Here is a 24,118-nt window from a genome sequence, read left to right on the forward strand (position 1 = left end):
GGAGAGGAGGTGGACATGAGTACCGTGCCGGTCGTCGAAGCGCGGCAGGTGGTCAAGCGTTACGGCGCCACCGTCGCGCTGGACCACGCCGACCTCACCGTCCTGCCGGGACAGACGCACGCGCTCGTCGGCCGCAACGGCGCCGGGAAGTCGACGCTCGTGTCCGTCCTCACCGGACTGACCGAGCCGGATTCCGGTTCCGTGCTGGTGAACGGGGAACCGGCGCCAGGACAGTCCGATCGGGACAAGTGGCGGTCGCTGGTGGCCTGCGTGTACCAGCGCTCGACGATCATCCCCGACCTTTCGGTGGCGGAGAACCTGTTCCTGAACCGGCAGGAGACCCGCGGCGGGTTCGTCCGCTGGTCCGCGGTGCGCCGCGAAGCCACCCGGCTGCTCGAACGCTGGTCGGTGGACGTCGACGTCCGCCGGCCCGCGGGCGAGCTCGGCGTCGAGCAGCGGCAGTTCGTCGAGATCGCCCGAGCACTGTCCTTCGGCGCCCGGTTCGTCATCCTCGACGAGCCGACCGCGCAGCTGGACGGCGGCGCCATCACCCGGCTGTTCGGCCACGTCGCCGACCTGCAACGGCAGGGCGTGACGTTCCTCTTCATCAGCCACCACCTGCAGGAGGTCTACGAAATCTGCGACACGGTCACGGTCTACCGCGACGCCCGGCACGTCCTGACCGCACCGGTCGCCGAGCTGCCGAAGGCCGACCTCGTCGCGGCCATGACCGGCGAGAACGCCGTCGTCGCCGAAGAACGCGCTTCGTCGACCCGGCTCGAAGTGCCTCCAGCGCTGCAAGTGCGTGAGCTGAGCCTCGCCCCGAGCTACGAGGGCGTCTCCTTCGACGTCGCGCCGGGGGAGATCGTGGGCCTGGCCGGGGCCGGCGGCAGCGGCAAGACCGAGGTCGCCGAAACGCTGACCGGGCTCCGGCGGGCGAGTTCGGGAACCATCCTCGTCGGGGATCGCCGTCCTCGCCCCGGCGACGTCCCGGCGGCACTCGCCGCCGGAATCGGCTTCGTCCCGGAAGACCGCCACCACCAGGGACTCGTGCCGGAGATGTCGATCGCGGACAACACCACCCTGTCCGTCATGGACCGGCTCGGCCCGGGCATCTTCGTCCGGGCGGCGCTGCGCGACCGGCTGGCCGGGACGATGATCACCCGGCTGGCGGTGAAGACACCCGGCCCGGAGCTGCCGGTGTCGGCGCTCTCCGGCGGCAACCAGCAGAAGGTCGTCATGGCCCGCGCGCTCGCCGGGGATCCCCGGGTGCTCGTGCTGATCACCCCGACCGCGGGGGTGGACGTGCGGTCGAAGGAGTTCCTCCTCGGCAAGGTGGCCGAAGCCGCCGCCGCGGGCACCGCGGTACTGATCGCCTCCGACGAGCTGGACGACCTGCGCCTCTGCGACCGCGTGCTCGTCATGGTCCACGGACGGCTCACCGCCGAACTACCCGCCGGCCGGCCGGACCGCGAAGTCGTGGCCGCCATGGAAGGAGTCGACCTCGATGCCTGAAAGCCCCACCGTGCTGCGCCCCGAGGAGCAGACCGAGCCCGGTGCCGCGCGCCCGCCGCGGCGCGTCGCCGTCGCCCGCCTGCGCGATTTCGCCCTGGTACCCGGGATCCTCGCGATCGCCGTGGTCGGCCAGCTGGTGAACCCCGTGTTCCTGCAATACGACAACGTGCTCAACATCCTGCAGACCATGTCGGAGATCGCCCTGCTGGTGCTCGCCCAGACCCTGGTGCTGGTCGTCGGCAAGATGGATCTCTCGTTGGAGTCCACATTCGGCCTAGCCCCGGGCGTCGCGGCCTGGCTGACGATCGGTGGCGGCCATTCCCTCGGCCTGCTCCCGTCGTGGGCCGCGGTGCCCGTGGTGCTTGTGGTCGGCGTGCTGGTCGGGGCGCTCAACGCCCTGCTGATCGTCCGGTTCGGGCTGAGCGGGTTCGTGGTCACCCTCGGCATGCTGATCGTGCTGCGGGGCCTGCTGACCGGGATCTCCGGCGGCCAGACGTTCTTCGGCATGCCCGAATCGATGCTCTACCTCGGCACGACGCTGTGGGCCGGGATCCCGGCCTCCATCTGGATCTGCGTGCTCCTGTTCGCCGGGGGGATCGTCCTGCTCGGCCACACGCGGTTCGGCCGCAGCCTCTACGCGATCGGCGGCAACGAAGACGCGGCGAAGGCCGCGGGCATCCGGACCGATCGCATCGTGTGGATCGTGCTGATCGGGGCGAGCGTGCTGGCCGCGCTCGGCGGGCTGCTGCTCTCGGGCCGGCTCGCGTCGGTGGCGGCGGCGCAGGGCAACGGCTACATCTTCACCGTCTTCGCCGCGGCGGTGATCGGCGGCGTCAGCCTGAACGGCGGCCGCGGCACGCTGTTCGGCGCGTTCACCGGCATCCTGCTGCTGTACATGATCCAGAACGTGCTCACGCTGGCCGGGGTGCCCGCGCAGTGGATCGGGGCGCTCAACGGCACGATCATCCTGGTCGCGCTGGTGATGTCCCGCATCACCAGCGGCAAGCGGCAGACCTGAGGCGCTACCCGTCTTCGAGGTTCGGGAAGTCGGCCAGGTGGGCGCGCAGCCAGCGTTCGGAGGTGTCCACGTGCAGCAGCGCGGCCGCGGTGGCCACGGCGGGATCGCGGCCGGCCAGCGCGTCGTAGATCGCCCGGTGCTGGGACAGGGTTTCGTGCGTGACGCCCCGGTCGACGGTGCCGCGCCAGATCCTCGCCCGCAGCGTCCGCGAGGAGATGCCGTCCAGCAGCGCCGTCAGGGTTTCGTTCCCCGACGCGGTGACGACCGCGCGGTGGAAGGCGGCGTCGAGCACGGTGAGGCGTTCGACGTCCTCGACCGCCTCCTGCATCGCGTCGAGCAGGTCGGCGACGGTGGCGAGCTGGGCGTCGGTGATCCGGGTCGCGGCGAGCCCGGTGGCGGCGGGCTCCAGGAGCCGGCGCACCTCGGTCAGCTCCAGCACGGTGCCGCCCCGCATGAGCGCCACGGCGTTGCCCAGGCCTTCCAGCAGGAGGCTGGGGGCGAGGCTCGTGACGTAGGTGCCGTCACCGCGGCGGACCTCGAGGACCCGGGCGAGCGCCAGCGCTTTCACGGCTTCCCGGGTGGGGCTGCGGGAAATGCCCAGTTCGGTGGCCAGCTCGTGCTCGGGAGGCAGCTTGGCACCGGCGGGGAACCGCCCGGACCGGACGAACTCCCGGATCCGGTCGATCGCTTCGTCGGTCAGGGACCTCGCCATGGTGCTCCTCGGGCATCGATTGCCGAGGACCCTATCAGTCATATGATGAATCCGGAGAAATGCCTCCGCTGTTCGCTGAATTCGACGGCTACAGGCTTGTTCGCTGTCGAGACATGTGATGTTCAGTGGTCCGGGTTCGTCTTCTCCAGCACCCGCAGGAAGGCGCGGGACCACTCGGGCAGGTCGGGCCAGCCGCGGCAGGACACCATCGCGCCGTCGACGACGTCGGGTGCGTCGGCGAACGTGGCGCCCGCCTGCTCCATGTCCGTCTTCAGCGGCGGGAACGCGGCCGTGGTGCGGCCGCGCAGGAGACCCAGCGCCGCCGGCACCTGCGCGCCGTGACAGATCGTGCCGACCGGCAGCTCGCGCTCGAAGAAGTGCGGGACGATCCGGGCCACTTCCGGGTCGGTCCGCAGGTACTCCGGCGCCCGTCCGCCGGGGATCACCAGCGCGTCGAAACCGGCCGGGTCCACGTCGGCGAACGCCAGGTCGACCGGGAGCAGGTGCCCCGGTTTCTCGGTGTAGGCGTCCCACCCGGGTTCGAAGTCGTGCACCACCAGGTGCACCGGACGCGTCGAGGGGGCGGCCACCACCGCCTCGTGGCCGCCTTCGCGCAGGCGGAAGATCGGGTACATCGAGTCGAGCTCCTCGGCGGCGTCGCCGGTCAGGATCAGCACCCGGGCCATGTCGTTCCCCTTCTAGCGCAGCGTCCACTGCTGGTTCGCCTGTCCGCCGCAGGCCCACAGGATCAGCTGGGTGCCGTTGGCGGTGCCCTGCCCGGACGCGTCGAGGCACAGACCCGACTGGACGCCGGTGATCGTCCCGTTCGCGTTGACGGCCCACTGCTGGTTGGCCTGGCCGTGGCAGTCCCAGACGATCACCGGGGTGCCGTTCGCCGTGCCGTGGCCGGAGGCGTCGAGGCACTTGCTCCCGCCGACGGTCAGCGTCTGGCCCGCCCGCGTCCACGCCTGGCCGGCCTGCCCGCCGCAGTCCTGCAGCCGGACCTGGGTGCCGTTGGCCGCGCTCGCGGCGTCGGCGCAGCGGCCCGACTGCGTGCCGACGATCTGCCGCGCCGTGGACGTCCCCGGCGTGCCGATGCTCCCGGGCACGGACTGCAGGGCGCCGAACCAGGTGGCGGCCATCTTGTCGTACCCGCCGGCCGTCGGGTGGACGCCGTCGATCAGGTCGGCGGTGGTCAGCGCGGCGTGCATGTCCACCAGGTGCACGTGCTTCCCGGCGTTCCGGTTGCTCTGCACGATCCCGGGGATGGCGGAGTTGAACGTCCGGGCGGCGGACTCCTGCCCGGAGTTGGCGATCGGGATGATCGTCGCGACGAAGACCTCGGCGTCCGGCGCCGTCGCGGTGATGTGGTCGATCAGCGCGGACAGCCGGGCGGGCGCGCGGCCGACGTCGTAGTTCTGCAGGACGTCGTTGGTGCCGAGGTGCAGCAGGACGGTGTGCGAGCCGGTGTTCCGCAGCCACGCCACGACGTTCGCGTCGACCTGGTCGATGCGCCAGCCCGGGTGGCCCTCGTGGTCGTGGTCGCCGAGGGAAGCGGGACCGTTGTACTGCGAGCCGGTGAAGTCGACCTGGTAGCCGCCCGCGCTCAGGCGTTGCCACAGCCCGATCCGGTACCCGCCGGGGACTTGCGTGCCTTCGGTGATGGAGTCGCCCAGTGGCATGACCCGCACGCCGCCGTTCGAGTCGGCGGCGGCCGGGGTGCCCGGGAGGAACGCGCTCAGGAACAGGGTCGCCGCGGCCGCGATGAGCCGGATTCTCATGGTTCTCCTCGATCGATCAGCCGAAGGTCCACTTCTGGTTGGCTTGCCCGGTGCACGTCCACAGCCGGACGGCGGTGCCGTTCGCCGTACCGCTGCCGGTCACCTCGAGGCACAGTCCGGATTGGACGCCGGTGACGGTGCCGGCCGAGCTGACCTGCCAGCGCTGGTTGGCGCCGCCGTTGCAGGTCCAGATGACGACTTTGGTGCCCGGCGTCGTGCCCTGCCCGGACGCGTCCAGGCACCGGGTGCTGTCACCGCTGTAGACGGTCAGCTCTCCCGCGGTGGTGCGCGTCCAGGACTGGTTGCCGCCGCCGGTGCAGTCCCAGATCTGCACCTGGGCGCCGGGGGTGGTGCTGACGCCGTTGACGTCGAGGCACTTGCCCGCGCCGGCCGCGCGCACCGGGCTCGCCGCCGACCCGGTGCCACCCGGGCCCGCGGCGGCGATGACCTGCTGCGCGCCCGAGGGCCAGCTGGTGCCGCTCACCTGGACGTTGCCGCTCAGGACGTTGTTGTGCGGCGACCCGGTGGCCACGTTGGTAGCACCGCCGTTGTACCAGTTCCCGCTGAAGGTGCTGTCGTTGGTGTTGTTGCTGCCGCTCGCGTTGGTGAAGGCCCAGACCCCGGAGTCCTGGATCACGTTGGCCGACAGGGAAACGTAGCGGGAGCCTTCGTCCAGGTAAAGGCCGACCGTGTGGTTGTTGTCGTACACGTGGTTGTGGTCTATCGAGCTGCCGGGGTTGGCGGAGAGGTTGTAGAGGCTGCCGCCGTCGTGCATGAGCTTCTTCGTGCCGTGCACCCGGTTGTAGCTGACGACGGTGTCCCGCAACGTCGTCGGCGTCGTGTAGACCGGCTGGTAGCTGTACAGGCCGCGGTTGCGGTAGTCCTGGCTGCCGCCCGGGTCGTTCGCGCCCCAGCCCCAGCCGACGTCGATGCCGTCGTAGGTGAGGTTGGCGACGTCGTTGTGCGTGATCACGGCGTGCGTCACGTACGTCGACAGGATGCCGGCCATCTCCCGGTAGTCCAGCGCGACCCGGCTCACCGTGTTGTTCGACAGCGTGATGTCGCGGTTGGCCATCGCCGCGTTCGACGGGTGGTGGGCGTCCGGCCGCACCCCGCCGACGACGATGCCCGCGCCCGAGTCCTCGGTGAAGGTGTTGCGGTCCACGGTGATCGACGACGCCCCGAGGCCGACCCCGGACGCGTGCGCGTTCGCGTCGTTGCCGATGCCCAGCGCCACCTGCCCGAGGTGGGTGAAGGTGTTGCCGCTGAACGTGATCCCGGTGGCGGCCGAGACCTGGACGGCGGCCGGCGCCTGGGCCCAGTTGTTGCGGGCGCCTTCGAACAGCGGGCAGCCCGACTGGCAGGAGCTCAGGAAGTCGCCCGGCATGGTCGCCGCGGCCGGGAGGAACGTGCCGCTCTGCTGGTTGGCGTAGCCCACCGACGTGCCCGGCGTGAGCCAGGTCGTGTGCTCGAAGTGCAGGCCGCTGAAGGTGAGGCCGCGCACCGGGTTGTCGTAGCTGCCGCTGATCCGCAGCAGCGACGTCAGCCGCGGCAGCTCGACGTCGTGGCTGCCGGGCACCCAGCCGCTCGGGGCCTTGTAGTAGAGCTTCCCGGCTTGCGGGTCGAGGTACCACTGGCCGGTGTTCTTGAGGAACGAGTACGAGTTCTCGAGGAACAGCTGGCCGCCGCCGAAGGGCTTGGCGAGCGTGTCGTAGCCCCAGTTGTTGTTGTTCCACGCGGGTTGCTGCATGACGATCGACGTGCCGCTGACGTGGTCGACGGGGGAGAACCGGTCGGTGAAGGAGTTCTGGCTCTCCACCTCGATCCGGTTCTGCTGCGGCAGGGTCGCCAGGTAGTTCAGCGCGGAGTTGACGATGGTCAGGCCGGACGTCGTGATCTGCACGTCATTGCGCGAAATCGGGATCGACGCGCGCGGCGCCAGCGCCCCGTCCACGAACAGCTGCCGCGAGTCGGCGCCCTGCGGCACGGACGCCACCCAGATGTTCTGGCCCGCGTCCTGCACCGCCCAGCCGGTGACCTGCGTGCCGCCGGAGAGGATCGGCGTCTGGCCGGCCGCGGCCTGCCAGGTGACGGTGTGGCCGTTCTGCCCGGAGTCGGCGCTGGTGAACGTCAGCGGGGCGGAGAGCCAGTAGGTGCCGCCGGCGAGCTGCACGACCACGTCGTTGGCGGCCGATTGGGCGCGGGCCACCTGCTGCGCCTTCGCCGGAGTGGCGACGGGCTGCTCGGGGGTGCCCGGGTTGGCGTCGTCGCCGGTGGGTGCCACGGCGACGGTGACGGTCGCGGCGTGGGCGGGCGGCGCGGCGAGCGCGGTCACCACGAGTGCGGTGACGAGCGCGGCGGCGACGGATCCGGTGCGCGGCGGCATGGCGGCTCCCTCTCCGGGGACGGGTCATCGGGCACCCGGTGTCCACAGTGGACCGGGTGGGCCCGGGAAGGATGTGTACGACTCATACGAGGTCAAGGTCGGGCCGGCGTCAAGGGACGAACGGACGCATCGACCCCGTTCGACGATTTCACCTGCGGCAACGCATGTAAGTTTCATTCCGGGTGCCGCCGGTGTTGACCGTGCCCGCGGGGTGCGGGATACAGTCACTGGCCGGCACCCACTGAGTCATACTCATCGGGTGACTCGCAACGAGGAAACCGCACCGCCTGCCCCGTACCGGCCCGGCTACGAAGTGGTGGCCGAGCAGATCCTGCACCTGATCGCCGAGCTGGAGTTGCGGCCCGGCGACCGGATGCCGACCGAGGTCGAGCTGGCGGCGCGGATGGGAACCAGCCGGACCGTGGTGCGGGAGGCCGTCAAGATCCTCTCGGCGATCGGCCGGGTACGAGCGCACAAGGGACGTGGGCTGTATGTCTCCGACGACGAGGGCATGCTCGGCGCTTCCCGCTGGGGAGGCTTCTTCCTGCCCGCCGACCTCGACCACGTCTACATGCTCTTCGAGTTCCGCCGGGTGCAGGAGACCGCGGCCAGCCGGCTGGCGGCCGCGAACGCCACCCCGGTCGAGCTGCGCGCGATCGAGACCGCCGCCGAGACCTGCCGCCACGGTCACCTGACCGGCCAGAGCGCGCTGTTCGACCGCGGCGACGACGACTTCCACCTCCGCATCGCCGCCGCGTCCCACAACCAGTTCCTCGTCGCGGCCGTGCGCGAAGCCCGCCGCCTGCAACGCCAGACGAACATCATCGGGATGTCCGGCGCGGTCGGCGGCCACGCCGCGGGCGCGATCGAAGAGCACGACGCGATCTACCGGGCGATCCGGGACGGCGAACCGGAGGAGGCGGCCCGGGCAGCCGCCGTCCACCTCGACAACACCCTGGAGGACTACCGGCGGGAGATCCAGCGGCGGCTCTTCGAGCAGTGAGCGCAGGAGTGCGTACCGGGGCCCGGCTTCGGGTGCGCAGTCCTGTGCTCATTCCATTGTGGACGCCGTGATCGTGAGACGGCCGCGATGTGTTGCGGGTGAGTACTAATCCGGCCAAAGTAGGCCGACCCCACGCGGCACGCAACCGTCGCTACGAAGCCATTCGGCCGTGACTGTGGTCGGATCAGGACCGATCGGCACAGTAAGTTTCACCGCGCATTGACCTTCGCCGCCGACCGCTTCTATCTTGGCTCTTGCCGTTCGGTTCGGTAACTGAGCGATTTCGGAGCGCGCACCCCGCGTGCCCCCTTCCACTCCTGAAGAGGAGTACCCGTGACGACGCTGTCCCGCACTCTCCGCGCGGTTGTCCTGGTCGCCGCCGTGGTCCTGGGGTTCGCGGCACCCGTGTCCGCAGCTCCCGCCGCGCCCGCGGCGGCCTTCAAGGTCCTGGTGTTCTCCAAGACCACCGGCTTCCGCCACGACTCCATCCCCGCCGGGATCGCCGCGATCCGGCAACTGGGGCAGCAGAACGACTTCGCGGTCGACGCCACCGAAGACGACGCGGTGTTCACCGATGCCGGCCTGGCCCCGTACGCCGCCGTGGTCTTCCTCTCCACGACCGGCGACCCGGTCGGCACGCAGGCCGGGAAGGACGCCTTCCGGCGGTACATCGAGCACGGCGGCGGGTTCGCCGGCGTCCACGCCGCGTCCGACAGCGGGTACGACTGGGCCTGGTACGGCCAGCTCGTCGGCGCCTACTTCAAGCAGCACCCCGCGCGGCAGAACGCCCTGGTCAAGGTCGAAGACCAGGTCCACCCGTCCACGCAGGGGCTGCCGGCGCAGTACTCCCACTACGACGAGTGGTACGACTTCCGGACCAATCCACGGTCTTCCGTCCACGTGCTGACCACTGTGGACGAATCCAGCTACTCCGGCGCCACGATGGGCGCGGACCACCCGACCACGTGGTGCCACGACTTCGACGGCGGCCGTTCCTGGTACACCGGCATGGGCCACACCAGCGAAAGTTTCAGCGAACCGAACTTCCTGCACCTGCTGCTGGGCGGGATCCGCACCGCGGCCGGGGCGGTGTCCGCCGACTGCTCGGTCACCACGACACCGCCGCCCTCGGGCAAGCAGGTGGTGGGCACGCAGTCGGGCCGGTGCGTGGAGGTGCCGAACGCCTCGACGGCGAACGGGACGCAGGTGCAGCTGCGCGACTGCGTGGCGGGCCAGGCGAACCAGACGTGGACCTACACCGCGGGCAAGCAGCTGACGGTGTACGGCAACAAGTGCCTGGACGCCTCCGGTCGCGGCACGGCCAACGGAACCCAGGTGATCATCTGGGACTGCACCGGGCAACCCAACCAGCAGTGGAATGTTAGCGCGAACACGATTACCGGCGTCCAGTCGAACCTCTGCGTGGACGCCTCCGGCCGCGGCACGGCCAACGGCACGAAGATCATCCTGTGGTCCTGCGGTGGGCAGGCCAACCAGCAGTGGAGCCTCCGCTGAACCGCCACCCGTCTGCCTCGAGGAGACCCGTCATGTCCGGATTTTCCGCGCTGCGCCGCGGCGCGCTGGCGGTGGCCGGGGTCCTGGCCGCCGCCCTGATCCCGGTGCTCACGGCCCCCGTGAGTCCGGCCGCTGCGGCGCTGCCGCCGGACTCGAAGTTCCAGAAGGTCACGCTGCACACCGAGACGTCCAACCCGATGGCGCTCGACGTGGCCCCGGACGGCCGGGTCTTCTACATCGACCGGCTCGGGGACGTGAAGGTCGTCAGACCCAACGGCACGACGGTCCTCGCGACGCATCTGAACGTCTTCACGGCCAACGAGTCCGGCGGGCTCAACATCGCGGTCGACCCGGGTTTCGCTGACAACCAGTGGGTCTACGTCTACTACTCGCCGAACAACGCGGGCAACGTCGACCGGCTGAGCCGGTTCACCGTGAACGGCGACACGATCGACCAGTCGACCGAGAAGGTCGTCCTGGACGTGCCGGTGCAGCGCGCCGAATGCTGCCACCACGGCGCGGGCCTGGTCATCGACAAGAAGAACGGGAACCTGTGGTTGTCGCTGGGGGACAACACCAACCCGTTCGCCTCCGACGGCTACAGCCCGCTCGACCAGCGCTCGGGACGCGCGTACTGGGACGCCGAGCGCACCGCGGGCAACACCAACAGCCTGTCCGGCAAGGTCCTGCGGATCCACCCGGAAACCAACGGCACGTACACGATCCCGTCGGGCAACCTCTTCGCGCCCGGCACGGCGAACACGCGCCCCGAGATCTACACGATGGGGGAGCGCAACCCGTTCCGGATGGGGCTCGACCCCAAGACCGGCTACCCCCTGGTCGCCAACTACGGCCCGGACGCGCCGAACGCCAGCTCGACCCGCGGCCCGCAGAACACCGTGGAATGGGACGTCGTCAGCAAGCCCGGCAACGCCGGCTGGCCGTTCTGCGTCGGCCCGAACCTGGCCTACAACCAGTACAACTTCGCCACCGGTGCCTCCGGCGCGAAGTTCGACTGCGCCGGCGGGCCCACCAACAGCTCACCCAACAACACCGGCCTGACCAAGCTGCCGCCGGCCATCCCGGCCCAGGTGTACTACCACTACCAGGCCGACTCGGCGCACTTCCCGCAGCTGTCCGGCGGGGCACCGATGGCCGGGCCGGTCTACCGGTTCGACCCGAACCTCGCCTCCACCCGCAAGTGGCCGGTGGACTTCGACGGCCGCGCGGTCTTCGCCGAGTGGAACACCAGCTCGATGTACACCTTCCAGCTCGACAGCGGCGGCACGAACGTCACCTCGATCGACCCGCTGCTGCCGTCGCTCAAGTTCAACCGGCCGATGGACTTCAAGTTCGGCCCGGACGGCGCGCTCTACGTCGTCGAGTGGGGCACCGGGTACGGCGGCGGCAACAGCGACGCGTCGATCGTCCGGGTCGACTACCTCGGCGGTGGCTCGGCCGCCCCGGTCGCGAAGGCCGCCGCGGACCGCACCAGCGGGCCCGCACCGCTCACAGTGGCCTTCTCCAGTGCGGGTTCGACCGACCCGGGCGGGTCCACGTTGCGGTACAACTGGAACTTCGGGGACGGCGCCACGTCCACCGCCGCGAACCCGAGTCACACCTACGCCGCCGGCAACTACACCGCCGTGCTCACCGTGACGAACGCGGCCGGCGCCACCGGCACCGCGAGCGTCGCCGTCACCGCGGGCAACACGGCCCCGACGGTCACCATCACCAGCCCACCGACCGGCGGCCTGTTCGAGTGGGGCGACAAGGTGAACTTCGCCGTCACGGTCAGCGATCCCGAGGACGGGACGGTCGACTGCTCGCAGGTGACCGTCCAGGCCTACCTCGGCCACGACGAGCACGGGCACCCGCTCGACCAGTACCACGGCTGCACCGCCGAGGTGCAGACCACGCTTTCGACGGGGCACAGCGAAAACGACAACATCTTCTACGTCGTCGAAGCGTCCTACACCGACAAGGGCGGTGCCGGGGGAGCCGGCCCGATCACCGGCCGGTCCCAGGTGATCCTGCAGCCGAAGATGAAGCAGGCCGAGTTCTTCACCGCCACCGGCCGCACCGCCGACGGGAAGGGCACCGACACCGCGGGCGTCACCGTGGAAACCGCCACCGACCCGATGGGCGGCGGCGACAGCGCGGCGTTCGTCCAGGACGGCGACTGGTGGTCCTTCGACCCGATCGCCCTCGACAACATCACCGGCCTGCACGTCCGGGCGTCCTCGGGCGGCTCCGGCGGCACCCTGGAAGTGCGCCGCAACGCGCCGGACGGCGCCCTGGTCACCTCGGTGCCGATCACCGGCACCGGCGGCTGGCAGACCTGGCAGGACTTCGCGGTCAACCTGACGAGCCCGCCCACAGGCACCGGGAAGCTCTACTTCGTGGCGCGGAATCCTTCCGGCCAAAGCGGCGCCGCCTACCTGTTCAACGTCAACTGGGTGCACTTCACCGGCGCCGGCGTCGGCCAGCCCGGCACGACGCCGACGGGCAAGCAGATCGTGGGGACCCCGTCCGGCCGGTGCGTGGAGGTCCCGAACTCCTCGACGGCCAACGGGACCCAGGTGCAGCTGCGGGACTGCACCAGCCAGGCCACGAACCAGCAGTGGACCTACACCAGCGGAAAGCAGCTGATGGTGTACGGGAACAAGTGCCTGGACGCGTCCGGGCAGGGCACGGCCAACGGTACCCAGGTGATCATCTGGGACTGCCACAACCAGGTGAACCAGCAGTGGAACGTCAACAGCAACGGCACGATCACCGGCGTCCAGTCGGGGCTGTGCGTCGACGCGAACGCCCAGGGCACGGCCAACGGCACGAAGGTCATCCTCTGGTCCTGCGGCGGCCAGGCCAACCAGCAGTGGAGCCTGCGGTGAAACGGCTGCTCGCGTTCCTCCTCCTGCTGCCGCTGGCCGTCACCGGGCTGTTCGTGACGGCCGGCCCGGCCGGGGCCGCCGCGCTGACCCGCGTCACCGGCTTCGGCGCCAACCCGACCAACCTCGGCATGTACCTGTACGTGCCGGACACCGTGGCGCCCAAGCCGGCCCTGCTCGTGCTGGTGCACTACTGCGGCGGCTCGGCGAGCGCGATCTTCAACGGCAACGGGCACGACTACGCGACGGCGGCCGACCGCTACGGCTACCTCGTCGTCGTCCCCGAGGCGACTCGGGACGGGCACTGCTTCGACGTCTCCACCAAAGCGGGCCTGACCCGCGACGGCGGCAGCGACACCACCGGCATCATGGCGATGGTGGCCTGGACCCGCCAGCACTACGACGTCGATCCGGGCCGGATCGTGGTCAGCGGATTTTCTTCGGGCGCGATGATGACGAACGTCCTGGCCGCGCAGTACCCGGACGTGTTTTCCGCCGGATCGGCGTTTTCGGGTGTGCCCGCGGGGTGCTTCGCCACCACCGACGGTTCGCTGTGGAACAGCCAGTGCGCGGGCGGGAACGGCGTCAAGTCCGCGCAGCAGTGGGCCGATCAGGCCCACGCCATGTACCCCGGCTACGCCGGCGCCTACCCCCGGATGCAGCTGTGGCACGGGAACCAGGACACCACGTTGGCGTATCCGAACTACGGCGAGGAGATCAAGCAGTGGACGGCCCTGCGCGGGCTGAGCCAGACGCCGTCGGCCACCGACCACCCGCAGTCGTCGTGGACCCGGAACCGCTACGGCGGCACAGGGACCCAGGCTGCCGTCGAGGGCATCACGATCGCGGGGACCGGCCACACCCTGCCGCAGGCCGGGATGATCGCGTACGCGATCTCGTTCCTGGGCCTCGACGGCGGTGGCGGGACGAGCACCGGCGCTCCGGTGCGGTCGGTGGCCGCGGGCCGGTGTCTCGACGTGCCGGGCCAGTCGACCACCCAGGGCACCCGGCTGCAGGTCTGGGACTGCCACGGCGGCACGAACCAGACGTGGACGGCGACCGCCGCCGGGGAGCTGACCGTCTACTCCGGTGGCACGCAGCGCTGCCTGGACGCCGAGGGCGGCGGGACCGCCCCGGGCACGGCCGCGATCATCTGGGCCTGCCACGGCGGGGCCAACCAGAAGTGGCGGGCGGCCTCCGACGGCACCGTCACCTCGACCCAGTCGGGACTCTGCCTGGAGCTCGCGGGGTCGACCGCCAACGGCACCGCCGTGCGGCTCGGAACGTGCACCCACGCCACCACCCAGCAATGGACCCGGAACTGACCGGAGGGAACCGCATGATGGGAAAGTTCAGACGGCTGTTCACATCCGTCGCGATCGGCGCGCTGCTGGCCGCGGGCGGGACCGCCGAAGCCGCGGTGCCCGGTGAGGCTTCGACATCGGCGCCCGCGGCCGGGACCGCGGGCTGCGGGCAGGCCCCCGGCCTGGCGAGCGGCAGCCACACGATCTCCAGCGGCGGCCAGAACCGCAGCTACATCCTGCGGGTCCCGGCCAACTACGACAACAGCCACCCGTACCGGCTGTTCGTCGGGCTGCACTGGCGCGGCGGCACGGCCAACGACGTCGACTCGGGCGGGACCGACGGCTACAACTGGTCCTACTACGGGCTCCGGCGGCTGGCGGACAGCGCGGGCAACAACACGATCTTCGTGGCGCCCCAGGGCAACGGCAACGGCTGGGCCAACCCCGGCGGCCAGGACGTCACGTTCGTCGACGACCTGCTGCGGCAGCTCGAGTCGGCCCTGTGCGTCGACACCTCGCAGGTCTTCGCGGGCGGCTTCAGTTACGGCGGTGCGATGAGCTACGCGCTCGCCTGCGCGCGGCCGACGGTCTTCCGCGCGGTCGCCGTCTACTCCGGCGCGAACCTCAGCGGGTGCAGCGGCGGTACCCAGCCGGTCGCCTACATCGGGATGCACGGCATCGGCGACAACGTCCTGCCCATCGCGTCCGGGCGGTCGCTGCGCGACCAGTTCGTCCGGAACAACGGCTGCACCGCGCAGAACCCGCCGGAGCCCTCGAGCGGCAGCCACACCCACATCGTCACCGCCTACTCCGGCTGCCGGACCGGCTACCCGGTGGTCTGGGCCGCGTTCGACGGCGGCCACGACCCCGGCCCGCGCGACGGGTGCACCTGCAGCGGCTGGCAGACCTGGACGTCCGGCGAGGTGTGGAAGTTCATCACCCAGTTCGACTCGTCCACCCCGCCGGCCGGCTCGCCGGTGCAGGTCGGCGTGAACTACACCCTGGTCGCCGAGCACAGCGGCAAGCTCCTGGACGTCAGCGGCGTCTCCACCGCGGCCGGCGCCCTGCTGCAGCAGTGGCCCGCCACCGGCGGGCAGAACCAGCAGTTCGACTTCCTCGACTCCGGCGACGGCTACTACCGCGTCCGGGCCCGCCACAGCGGCCTGGTGCTCCAGGTGGCCGGTTCCGCCACCGGCGCGGACATCAGCCAGCAACCGGACTCCGGCGCCACTTCCCAGCAGTGGCGGGTGACCGACCTGGGCGGTGGCGTCGTCGGCCTGGTCAACCGGCTGAGCGGCCTGTCCATGGACGTGTGGGGAGCCTCGACCGCCGACGGCGCCCGGATTTCCCAGTGGACCGCCACCGGTGGCGCCAACCAAAGATTCCGGGTCCAACGCGCCTGAACGCCCGTTACCCGGCGGTATTCTCAGTGAGCCCTGCAGAGACAAAGACGTCTTGGGAGAGCGAACGTGTCGTCCGTCGAGTTGCCCCAGCTCCGTCCGACCCTGGCCGACGTCGCGCGGGCGGCCGGGGTGTCCACCGCCACCGCGTCCCGCGTGCTCAACGGCTTTCCGCGGGTCCGGCCGAAAACGCGCAAGCAGGTGGAGTCGGCGATGTCGGCTCTGGGTTACGCCCGGCAGAGAGCCGCGCGGGCGACGGCCGGGCGCACCGGCTCGGTGGCGCTGGTCGTGTGCGAAGAGGTGCTCCGGCTGTTCGCCGATCCCTACTTCGCGCGGATCTCCGCCGGAGCGGGGAAGGAGCTGACCGAGGCGGGTCTGCAGCTCGTCCTGCTCACCGTGCCCGCGACGGAGAACTACCAGGCCCCGGTGGTGCGGTACCTCGACGGCGGGCACGTCGACGGCGCTCTCGTCGTCGGCATGCACGGCCGCCGTCCGCTCGACCTCGACTGGCTCGGCATCCCGGTGGTGTTCGGCGGCCGCCCGGTCCGCGAAGGGGGCCGCTCGTCCTATGTCGACGTGGACAACCGGGGTGGCGCGCAACGGGCCACCCAGCGCCTCATCGACGCGGGCCGGCGCACGGTGGCGACGATCGCCGGGCCGCAGGACATGACCGCCGGCGTGGACCGGCTGCTCGGCTACCGGCAGGCGGTCGCCGGCGCCGGGCGCGGCGACCGCGGGCTGGTGGTGTTCGGCGACTTCGGCCAGGCCTCCGGGGAACATGCCACCGCTCGCCTGCTGGACCGCCGCCCGCACGTCGACGCCATCTTCGCCGCCTCCGACATGATGGCGGTCGGCGCGATGCGGGCCCTGCACCGCGCGGGGCGACGGGTGCCCGGGGACGTCGCCGTCATCGGGTTCGACGACCTGCCGATCGGCCGCCGGACGGATCCGCCGCTCACCACGGTGCGCCAGCCGATCGAAGAGATGGGCGCCCGGATGACGGGTGAGCTGCTCGCGATGCTCGGCGGCTCGTCCGCGCCGCGCTGTGCCGTGCTGGACACCAAGCTGGTGTTGCGCGCGACGGCGTGAACCTCTTGATGTTAGCGCTAACAATGCGCTCGCGGGAGATCCGCGGCGCTCGAAGGAGGATTCGTGACCACTCGAGTTGGCAACGATCGGCACAGTAAGCCGGTGCGCGCCGTCCTGGTGCTGGCCGCGATGCTGGCGGCCGCGCTGGCCGGCGCGGCACCGGCGTCCGCGGCGCCGACATCCCTTACGAGCGCGGCTTCGGGGCGGTGCCTGAACGTGACGGGCGGCGCCGACACTCCGGGAACGGCGCTGGAGATCCGGGACTGTTCCGGCCAGGCGAGCCAGGCCTTCGAGTTCACCTCCGCCGGCGAGCTGCGTGCGCTGAGCGGGACGCGGTGCGTGGACGCCACCGGCAACCAGACGGCGCCCGGCACGGCGGTGATCATCTGGTCCTGCACCGGCGGGGCGAACCAGCAGTGGCGGCAGAACTCCGACGGGTCGATCACCGGGGTGCAGTCGGGGCTGTGCCTGGACGTGAACGGCGCCGGCACGGCCAACGGCACCGCGGTCATCCTCTGGACGTGCCACGGCCAGAGCAACCAGCGGTGGAGCACCGGGGCTCAGCCGCCCACCGGCGCGGGCCCTTGCGACATCTACGCGTCCGGCGGCACGCCGTGCATCGCCGCGCACAGCACGGTCCGCGCGCTCTACGGTGCCTACAGCGGAAACCTGTACCAGGTCCGGCGCGCGTCCGACAACACGACCCGGAACGTCGGCGCCGTGGCGGCGGGCGGCGCCGCCGACGCCGGGATCCAGGATGCGTTCTGTTCCGGGACTTCCTGCGTCATCACGGTGGTCTACGACCAGTCCGGGCGGGGGAACGACCTGTGGTACCAGGGATCGAGCGTGGTCCCGGGGTCCAGCCAGAGCAGTCCCGCCAAGGCGACCACGGAGTCGCTCACGGTCGGCAGCCGGAAGGCGTATTCGCTGTACATCAACCCGGGCAACAGCTACTGGCGCGACGGTCACCTCACCGGCGTGCCGACCGGCAGCGCACCCGAGGGCATGTACATGGTGACCAGCGGAACGCACGTCAACAGCGGCTGCTGCTTCGACTACGGCAACAGCGAGACGACCCGCAAGGCCGACGCGGCCGGCGCCATGGACGCGCTCAACTTCGGCAAGCAGTGCTGGTTCGGCGGGTGCTCCGGCACCGGTCCGTGGGTGCAGGCGGACCTGGAGTGGGGGCTCTACCCCGGCGGCAGCCAGACGTGGAACCCGAACCAGCGGGCGTTCGGCAGCAAGTTCGTCACGGCGGTGCTGAAGAACAACGGGACGTCCCGCTTCGCGATCAAGGGCGGCGACGCCCAGTCCGGCAGCTTGACAACCCTGTGGGACGGCGCGCTCCCGAGCGGCTACAGCCCGATGAAGAAGCAGGGGGCGATCGTGCTGGGGAGCGGCGGCGACTGCTGCAAGCCCGGTGGCGGTGCGAACCTGAGCGCGGGGACGTTCTATGAAGGGGCGATGGTCGCGGGATATCCGTCTGATGCGACGGAGAACGCGGTGCAGGCCAATATCGTGGCCGCCGGGTACCGCTGAGGCTGTATTGCCGGGGAGAACCGAACGCCCGAGCCGCCGTGGACGGCTCGGGCGTTCGGCTGTCCGCGGGGACGCCCAGGCGGCGCGCCTCCGGGATGCAGTGAATGACTCATTCCTGGCGCCGGACGCCAGGAATGAGTCATTCACTGCACGGAAAGCACCCCGCGCAGAGCGGCGAGTGGGCTCAGGCGCGGGACCACCGCTGGTTGGCCTGTCCGTTGCAGCTCCACAGGATCGCGTGGGTCCCGTTGGCCGCACCCGCCCCCTCGGCGTCCAGACACAGTCCCGATTGGACGTTCCGGATCGAGCCGTCCGCACCGAACGTCCACTTCTGGTTGGCCTGCCCGCTGCACGGCCAGCTGATCACCCGCGTGCCGTTGGTGGTGCCCTGGTGGTCGGCGTCGAGGCACTTGTCGCCGAACACGCGGACCTCGCCGGTCTCCCACGTCGTCCACAGCTGGTTCGCCGCGGTCTGGCAGTCCCAGATCAGCGTGCCCGCTCCGGCGGCCGTCGAAGCGTTGTCGACGTCGAGGCAGCGGCCGGAACCCGCGCCGCGCAGCCGTGAGGTCGTCGCAGCGAGAGGGGTGCCGCCGGACACGCGGTACGCCGCGGCACCGTGCGCCGGCACGCTCGCGGAGATCGCGCCGCCGGTCGTCGAAGTCGCGCCGGTCCACACGTCGGCCAGGGTGAACGACGTGCCGGAGAGCCCGATCTGCGCGGCGGTCGTGCTCACCGTGGTCGTCGCGCTCCCGCGGTTGAGCAGCCCGACCGCGACCGACCCGTCCGCGAGGGGCTTGGCGAAGACCTCGACGTTGCCGTCGTCACGCACCCGGCGGCCGCCGGCGCCGAGCCGGTCCTGGTCGATCGCCACCAGCCGCGGGTTCCGCAGCACCGCGCTGATGTCGGCCGACATCGTGCGGATGTCGTTGCCCGCCATCAGCGGCGCGGCCATCAGCGCCCACAGCGCGAAGTGGGCGCGCGACTCGGTCAGCGACAGCCCGGGCCGGCCGACCACGAGCATGTCCGGGTCGTTCCAGTGGCCCGGGCCGGCCTGCGCGGCCAGCGGGGCGGTGACGTCGAGGACGTTGCCGACCCCCATCGGGTAGCTGTTGGTGTTGCCGTTCTGCCAGATGTCCAGCAGGTCCTCGGTGGTGCGCCAGAGGTCCGCGACCTGGCCCCAGTCGTACTTGTCCCCGGTGATGGCGTGGTAGCTGTTGGGGTTGATGCTGTAGACGATCGGACGCCCGGTGGCGCGCACCGCGTCGCGCATGATCGTGAACCGGGCGACCTGCTCGTCGCGCGTGCCGGCGGGGGAGCACCAGTCGTACTTGAGGTAGTCCACCCCCCAGGACGCGAAGGTGTTCGCGTCCTGGACCTCGTGCCCCGCGCTGCCGGTGGAGCCGGGGTAGGTGCCGGTGCGCTGCGCGCAGGTGCGGTCGGTCGGCACCTGGTAGATGCCGAACTTCAGGCCGCGGCCGTGGATGTAGTCGCCCAGCGCCTTCATCCCGCTCGGGAACTTCGACGAGCTGGCCCGCAGCGCGCCCGAGGAGTCGCGTTGCGGGTCGAACCAGCAGTCGTCGACGACGATGTACTGGTAGCCCGCGTCCTTCATTCCGGACGACACCATCGCGTCGGCCGCCTGGCGGATCGCGGTCTCGGTGACGCCGCAGCCGAAGCTGTTCCAGCTGTTCCAGCCCAGCGGCGGGGTGAGCGCGGGACTGCCGGGCGCGGCCACGGCGGCCGGGGTCACGGTGGCCACGGCCAAAGCGGTGGCCGCGGCGATGAGCAGGTGCAGGATGCGGTGACGTGGTCGAACGGGCATCGTCGCCCCTTTCCGGGAGTTCGAGCGGAGTGGCGGCCGGCCGGTGCCGAAGCGCTCGTTCACCCGGGCCGGCCGCCGTGGTCGTGCCGTCAGGAGGTGAACTGCCACCAGTTGACGTTGAACAGGTAGCCGCTGCCCCCGGTGAACCGCAGGTACAGGTCGTGCGTCCCGGTCGCCCCGGTCACCGGGCAGGACACGCTCGTCCACGTCTGCCAGCCGCCCGTTCCCGGCACGGTGCACGTCCCGGCCAGGGTGCCGCCGGTGCTGTCCAGCCGGAGCTCGATCCGGCCGCCGGCGGCCGCGGAGGCCACTCGCGCGGTGAAAGACCGGGCACCGGCGCCGAACGCGGCGCCCTTGACCTTGATCCAGTCACCGTTTTCGAGGTAGCCGACGTTCATCCCGCCCTCGGTGGACGCCTCGGTCTCGACGCCGGACTCCCAGGCGATCGTCTCGGCTTCCTGCCGCGTGTACGGGTTCAGCGTGCCCACCTGCGGCGCTCCCGTGGTGCTCATGGTGAGCGTCGGGATGCTGCCGTCGGCGTTGTAGGAGAACTTCTCCACGGCGACCGAGCGCGTGTAGCCACCGCCGCCCGGCAAAGCGCCGTTGTGGTAGAAGAAGTAGGAGTTCCCGTTGAAGTCGATGACGCCCGGGTGGTTGGTGAAGCTGCTGCCCTGGGTGGGCATGACCGTTCCGCGGTAGGTCCACGGTCCGGTCGGGCCGGGAGCGGTCGAGTAAGCGATGAACTCCGAGCAGCACTTCGCCGCGAAGACGTTGTAGTACAAGCCGTTGCGCTTGTAGACCCACGGTCCTTCCTCGAACAGGGTCGGCCGGTTCGCGTCCCCCGTGCGCGTGCCGAATCCGGCGGTGGTCAGCGGGATCTGGGCCGGTCCGCTCGAGTAGGAGATCATGTCGGCGTTGAGCTTGACGTACCACAGGTGCGGGTTGCCCCAGTACAGGTACGCCTGCCCGTCGTCGTCGACGAACACCGTCGGGTCGATCTCGCCGTTGCCGACGAGCGGGTGCCCGAGCGCGTCGCGGAACGGCCCGGTGGGGCTGTCCGCCACGGCCACGCCGATGGCCATCGCGCCGGTCGCCCGGACCGTCATGGGGACGTACCAGTAGAACTTTCCGTTGCGGTAGACGGTCTGTCCCGCCCAGGCGTTGGCGCTCGCCCAGGTGAAGCCGGCCAGGTTCAGGGGGGAGCCGTGGTCGGTCCAGTTGACCATGTCCGCCGACGACCACACCCGCCATTCCTTCATGGTGAAGTACGTCGAGGCGTCTTCGTCGTGGCCGGTGTAGAGGTAGACGCGGCCGTTGTACACCAGCGGTGCCGGGTCGGCGGTGTAGCTGGTCTGGATGATCGGGTTGTCCGCCCGCGCCACCGCGGGGAAGAGCCCCAGCAGGCACAGCAGTCCGGCGATCAGGGTGAGTCCGCGCCGGGGCTTGAAGAGCGCCGAAGGTGAGGACGCGACTTTCACGGGTGCTCCTTGGGTTGTGGTCACCGTTGCTCGCGCTCCAGAGCCAGGCGAAGAGCAGTGTGGCACGGCGATGTTCACGCTCACAAGCATGGGTCGCGGCGCCTGAAAGTTTCACCTGGCCCGTACAGTCCACGCTGGGGTTTCGCTGCGTGTCCCGATTGGTTTCGCCGCTGGGGTTGACCCTCGGCTTCGCCTGAGCCTAAACAGTGTTAACGCTAACGCGCTCCGAAGCCGACCGCCCGCACCCTTCGTCGGAAGCGAGAACTGCCATGCTGCCAACCCTGTTCCGGAGGGTGCGAGCCTCGATGGTCGCGGTCGTCGTCCTGGCCGGGACAGTGGTGGCCGGCGCCGCGCCGGCCGAGGCCGCCACCTCGATCACGGTCAACGGCGGTTCGGCCGGCCGCACGTTCGACGGCGTCGGCGCGGTCAGCGGCGGGGGTGGCAACAGCCGCCTGCTGATCGACTACCCCGAGCCCCAGCGCGGCCGGATCCTCGACTACCTCTTCAAACCGGGGTACGGCGCCGCGCTGCAGATCCTCAAGGTGGAGATGGGCGGGGACACCAACTCCACCAGCGGCGCGGAACCCAGCCACGCCCACTTCCGCGGCGACCTCGACTGCAACCGCGGGTACGAGTGGTGGATCATGGAGCAGGCCAAGGCACGCAACCCCGGCATCAAGCTCGTGGGCCTGCCTTGGGGAGCACCGGGCTGGATCGGCAACGGCACCTTCTTCTCCGACGACCTCACCGGTTACTACCTCTCGTGGCTCGGGTGCGCCAAGCAGCACGGGCTGACGATCGACTACCTCACGAGCGTCCAGAACGAGAAGCAGTGGAGCGCCGACTGGACCGTCACCCTCCGCAACGCGCTCAACGCCAACGGGTACAGCGCCGTCAAGGTCATCTCCGGTGACTCGTGGCCGGGGGACTGGGGGCCCGCGAGCGCCGTCTCGACGAACACGGCCTACCGCAACGCCACCGACGTGCTCAGCGCCCACTACACGTGCGGCTACCTCAGCGCGCAGACGTCCTGCAGCGTTCCGGCCAGCGTCACCAACACCGGCAAGACGCTGTGGTCGAGCGAGAACGGCTCCCAGGACTACAACGACGGCGCCAAGCCGCTGGCCCGGGGCATCAACCGCGTCTACCTCGACGGCAAGATGACCGCGTACCTCAACTGGGACCTCATCGCCGCCACCACGCCCAACATCCCGTGGCCGACGGTGGGGCTGATCCTGGCCAACCAGCCGTGGTCGGGGTACTACTCGGTCGGCAAGGACGCCTGGGCACTGGCGCACACCACGCAGTTCACCGCGCCCGGCTGGAAGTACCTCGACGCCTCGAGCGGCTACCTCGGCGGGAACCGCGCCAACGGCAGCTACGTGTCGCTGAAATCCCCGAGCACCAACGACTACAGCACGATCATCGAAACCATGGACGCCACTTCGGCGCAGACGCTGAACCTGAACGTCACCGGCGGGCTGTCCACCGGCCAGGTGCACGTGTGGGCGACCAACCTGAACTCGAACAACGCGGCGGACCACTTCGTGCACACCACCGACATCACGCCGTCCGGCGGAGCGTTCACGCTGACCGCCCAGCCGGGCTACCTGTACACGATCACGACCACCACCGGGCAGGGCAAGGGCACCGCGACCAGCCCGGCACAGGGTTCGCTGAACCTGCCCTACAGCGACGACTTCGACGGGTACGCGAAGGGCAAGGAAGCCAAGTACCTGATGGACATGGAGGGCGCGTTCGAGACGTCGGCCTGCGGCGCCGGCCGCGCGGGCACCTGCGTGCGGCAGGCTTCGCCGCAGAAGACGATCCCCTGGAAGAAGTTCGTCGATCCCTACGCGCTGCTGGGCAACGTGGCCTGGAGCAACTACACGGTCAACGCGGACGTGCTGCTGGAGAAGGCCGGGTACGTCGAGCTGCTCGGCCGGGTCGGCTCGCAGGACACGGGCAACCAGGGCGCGGTGAACGCCTACTACCTGCGCGTCAGCGACACCGGCGCCTGGTCGATCCGGCGCAACAACACCAGCCAGCAGGTCACGACGCTGCGCAGCGGCACGACGACCGGGCTCGGCACGAACAGCTGGCACAAGCTGTCGCTGGGCTTCTCCGGCAGCACCATCACCGCTTCCGTGGACGGCGCCGTGCTCGGCACGGTCACCGACAGCACCTTCCCGGCCGGCCAGGCCGGGATCGGCACGAGCACGGGGGAGACCGCCCAGTTCGACAACCTCGCCGTGACCGGTTCGGGCGGCGGATCGACGTCGGTGCTGCGCAACACCGCTTCGAGCCGGTGCCTCGACGTCCCGAGCGCGTCACAGGCCAACGGCACCCAGGTGACGTTGTGGGACTGCAACGGCGGCGGGAACCAGCAGTGGACGCTCACCTCCGGCAAGCAGCTCCAGGTGTACGGCGCCAAGTGCCTCGACGCCGAGGGCGCGAGCACCGCGGCCGGCACCCGGGTGATCATCTGGGACTGCACGAACGGCACCAACCAGCAGTGGAACGCGAACGCCGACGGGACGATCACGGGTGTCCAATCAGGACTGTGCGTCGGCCCGAACGGCGGCGGCACCGGCAACAGCACGCCGGTGACCCTGCAGGCCTGCACGGGCAGCGGTGCCCAGAAGTGGACACGGAGCTAGCCCCG

At 70.5% G+C, this 24,118-nt stretch carries 16 protein-coding genes; 10 read left to right on the forward strand and 6 right to left on the reverse strand.

The window, feature by feature from the left end:
* The first annotated feature begins 15 nt into the window (after positions 1–15).
* Both ACZ4TR_RS30885 and ACZ4TR_RS30890 read left to right on the forward strand, forming a co-directional pair.
* The gene (locus tag ACZ4TR_RS30885; protein WP_465290833.1) at positions 16–1,515 is read left to right on the forward strand and encodes a sugar ABC transporter ATP-binding protein; all 1,500 of its coding nucleotides are present in this window, start codon (positions 16–18) and stop codon (positions 1,513–1,515) included.
* Positions 1,508–2,533: an ABC transporter permease gene (locus ACZ4TR_RS30890; protein ID WP_465290835.1), complete on the forward strand. Its 1,026-nt coding sequence runs from the start codon at positions 1,508–1,510 to the stop codon at positions 2,531–2,533. Before ACZ4TR_RS30885 ends, ACZ4TR_RS30890 begins: the two co-directional genes overlap by 8 nt.
* 4 nt (positions 2,534–2,537) lie before the next feature.
* Here ACZ4TR_RS30890 and ACZ4TR_RS30895 read toward each other — a convergent pair whose 3' ends face one another.
* The 4 genes from ACZ4TR_RS30895 to ACZ4TR_RS30910 form a co-directional block, all read right to left on the reverse strand.
* Positions 2,538–3,245, reverse strand: a complete 708-nt coding sequence (locus ACZ4TR_RS30895) for a FadR/GntR family transcriptional regulator (protein WP_465290837.1) — start codon at positions 3,243–3,245, stop codon at positions 2,538–2,540.
* A gap of 122 nt (positions 3,246–3,367) precedes the next feature.
* A complete protein-coding gene (locus ACZ4TR_RS30900; protein WP_465290839.1) occupies positions 3,368–3,931 on the reverse strand; it encodes a DJ-1/PfpI family protein in 564 nt (187 codons plus the stop codon).
* Between the two features lie 12 nt (positions 3,932–3,943).
* Positions 3,944–5,026 (reverse strand): RICIN domain-containing protein, encoded by a 1,083-nt coding sequence (locus tag ACZ4TR_RS30905; RefSeq protein ID WP_465290841.1) that lies wholly within the window; start codon positions 5,024–5,026, stop codon positions 3,944–3,946.
* Between the two features lie 16 nt (positions 5,027–5,042).
* Entirely contained in the window at positions 5,043–7,412 is a 2,370-nt protein-coding gene (locus tag ACZ4TR_RS30910) for a ricin-type beta-trefoil lectin domain protein (RefSeq protein ID WP_465290842.1), read from the reverse strand.
* Between the two features lie 259 nt (positions 7,413–7,671).
* Here ACZ4TR_RS30910 and ACZ4TR_RS30915 point away from each other — a divergent pair, with 259 nt between their 5' ends.
* The 7 genes from ACZ4TR_RS30915 (at position 7,672) to ACZ4TR_RS30945 (ending at position 18,153) form a co-directional block, all read left to right on the forward strand.
* A complete protein-coding gene (locus ACZ4TR_RS30915; RefSeq protein WP_465290844.1) occupies positions 7,672–8,415 on the forward strand; it encodes a FadR/GntR family transcriptional regulator in 744 nt (247 codons plus the stop codon).
* A gap of 333 nt (positions 8,416–8,748) precedes the next feature.
* Positions 8,749–9,930: a ThuA domain-containing protein gene (locus ACZ4TR_RS30920; protein ID WP_465290846.1), complete on the forward strand. Its 1,182-nt coding sequence runs from the start codon at positions 8,749–8,751 to the stop codon at positions 9,928–9,930.
* A 32-nt stretch (positions 9,931–9,962) separates the two neighbouring features.
* Positions 9,963–12,824 carry a PQQ-dependent sugar dehydrogenase gene (locus tag ACZ4TR_RS30925; protein WP_465290848.1) on the forward strand — a complete coding sequence of 954 codons (2,862 nt, stop codon included), beginning with the start codon at positions 9,963–9,965 and terminating at the stop codon, positions 12,822–12,824.
* A complete protein-coding gene (locus ACZ4TR_RS30930; protein WP_465290850.1) occupies positions 12,821–14,146 on the forward strand; it encodes an extracellular catalytic domain type 1 short-chain-length polyhydroxyalkanoate depolymerase in 1,326 nt (441 codons plus the stop codon). Before ACZ4TR_RS30925 ends, ACZ4TR_RS30930 begins: the two co-directional genes overlap by 4 nt.
* A 14-nt stretch (positions 14,147–14,160) precedes the next feature.
* On the forward strand, positions 14,161–15,528 hold the full coding sequence (locus tag ACZ4TR_RS30935) for an RICIN domain-containing protein (RefSeq protein ID WP_465290851.1): 1,368 nt from the start codon (positions 14,161–14,163) through the stop codon (positions 15,526–15,528).
* A gap of 66 nt (positions 15,529–15,594) precedes the next feature.
* Positions 15,595–16,614 (forward strand): LacI family DNA-binding transcriptional regulator, encoded by a 1,020-nt coding sequence (locus tag ACZ4TR_RS30940; protein WP_465290853.1) that lies wholly within the window; start codon positions 15,595–15,597, stop codon positions 16,612–16,614.
* 63 nt (positions 16,615–16,677) lie between these two features.
* The gene (locus ACZ4TR_RS30945) at positions 16,678–18,153 is read left to right on the forward strand and encodes an arabinofuranosidase catalytic domain-containing protein (RefSeq protein ID WP_465290855.1); all 1,476 of its coding nucleotides are present in this window, start codon (positions 16,678–16,680) and stop codon (positions 18,151–18,153) included.
* Positions 18,154–18,337: 184 nt separating this feature from the next.
* Here the strand turns inward: ACZ4TR_RS30945 and ACZ4TR_RS30950 are convergent, their stop codons facing one another.
* The gene (locus ACZ4TR_RS30950) at positions 18,338–19,975 is read right to left on the reverse strand and encodes a glycoside hydrolase family 27 protein (protein WP_465290857.1); all 1,638 of its coding nucleotides are present in this window, start codon (positions 19,973–19,975) and stop codon (positions 18,338–18,340) included.
* An 89-nt stretch (positions 19,976–20,064) separates the two neighbouring features.
* Complete coding sequence (locus ACZ4TR_RS30955; protein WP_465290859.1) at positions 20,065–21,453, reverse strand: glycoside hydrolase family 43 protein; 1,389 nt, start codon at positions 21,451–21,453, stop codon at positions 20,065–20,067.
* 269 nt (positions 21,454–21,722) lie between these two features.
* Between ACZ4TR_RS30955 and ACZ4TR_RS30960 the strand changes: the two genes are divergently transcribed.
* Entirely contained in the window at positions 21,723–24,113 is a 2,391-nt protein-coding gene (locus ACZ4TR_RS30960; RefSeq protein ID WP_465290861.1) for a ricin-type beta-trefoil lectin domain protein, read from the forward strand.
* Positions 24,114–24,118 lie beyond the last annotated feature (5 nt).

It is taken from the genome of Amycolatopsis sp. NPDC028719 (genome assembly GCF_055565395.1).

What these genes read in the sequence shown, in the direction of transcription:
- ACZ4TR_RS30895 (WP_465290837.1), bottom strand. Translation starts at nt 3,245, where the DNA reads ATGGCGAGGTCCCTGACCGACGAAGCGATCGACCGGATCCGGGAGTTC.
- ACZ4TR_RS30950 (WP_465290857.1), bottom strand. Translation starts at nt 19,975, where the DNA reads ATGCCCGTTCGACCACGTCACCGCATCCTGCACCTGCTCATCGCCGCG.
- ACZ4TR_RS30910 (WP_465290842.1), bottom strand. Translation starts at nt 7,412, where the DNA reads ATGCCGCCGCGCACCGGATCCGTCGCCGCCGCGCTCGTCACCGCACTC.
- ACZ4TR_RS30960 (WP_465290861.1), top strand. Translation starts at nt 21,723, where the DNA reads ATGCTGCCAACCCTGTTCCGGAGGGTGCGAGCCTCGATGGTCGCGGTC.
- ACZ4TR_RS30890 (WP_465290835.1), top strand. Translation starts at nt 1,508, where the DNA reads ATGCCTGAAAGCCCCACCGTGCTGCGCCCCGAGGAGCAGACCGAGCCC.
- ACZ4TR_RS30925 (WP_465290848.1), top strand. Translation starts at nt 9,963, where the DNA reads ATGTCCGGATTTTCCGCGCTGCGCCGCGGCGCGCTGGCGGTGGCCGGG.
- ACZ4TR_RS30885 (WP_465290833.1), top strand. Translation starts at nt 16, where the DNA reads ATGAGTACCGTGCCGGTCGTCGAAGCGCGGCAGGTGGTCAAGCGTTAC.
- ACZ4TR_RS30905 (WP_465290841.1), bottom strand. Translation starts at nt 5,026, where the DNA reads ATGAGAATCCGGCTCATCGCGGCCGCGGCGACCCTGTTCCTGAGCGCG.
- ACZ4TR_RS30900 (WP_465290839.1), bottom strand. Translation starts at nt 3,931, where the DNA reads ATGGCCCGGGTGCTGATCCTGACCGGCGACGCCGCCGAGGAGCTCGAC.
- ACZ4TR_RS30935 (WP_465290851.1), top strand. Translation starts at nt 14,161, where the DNA reads ATGATGGGAAAGTTCAGACGGCTGTTCACATCCGTCGCGATCGGCGCG.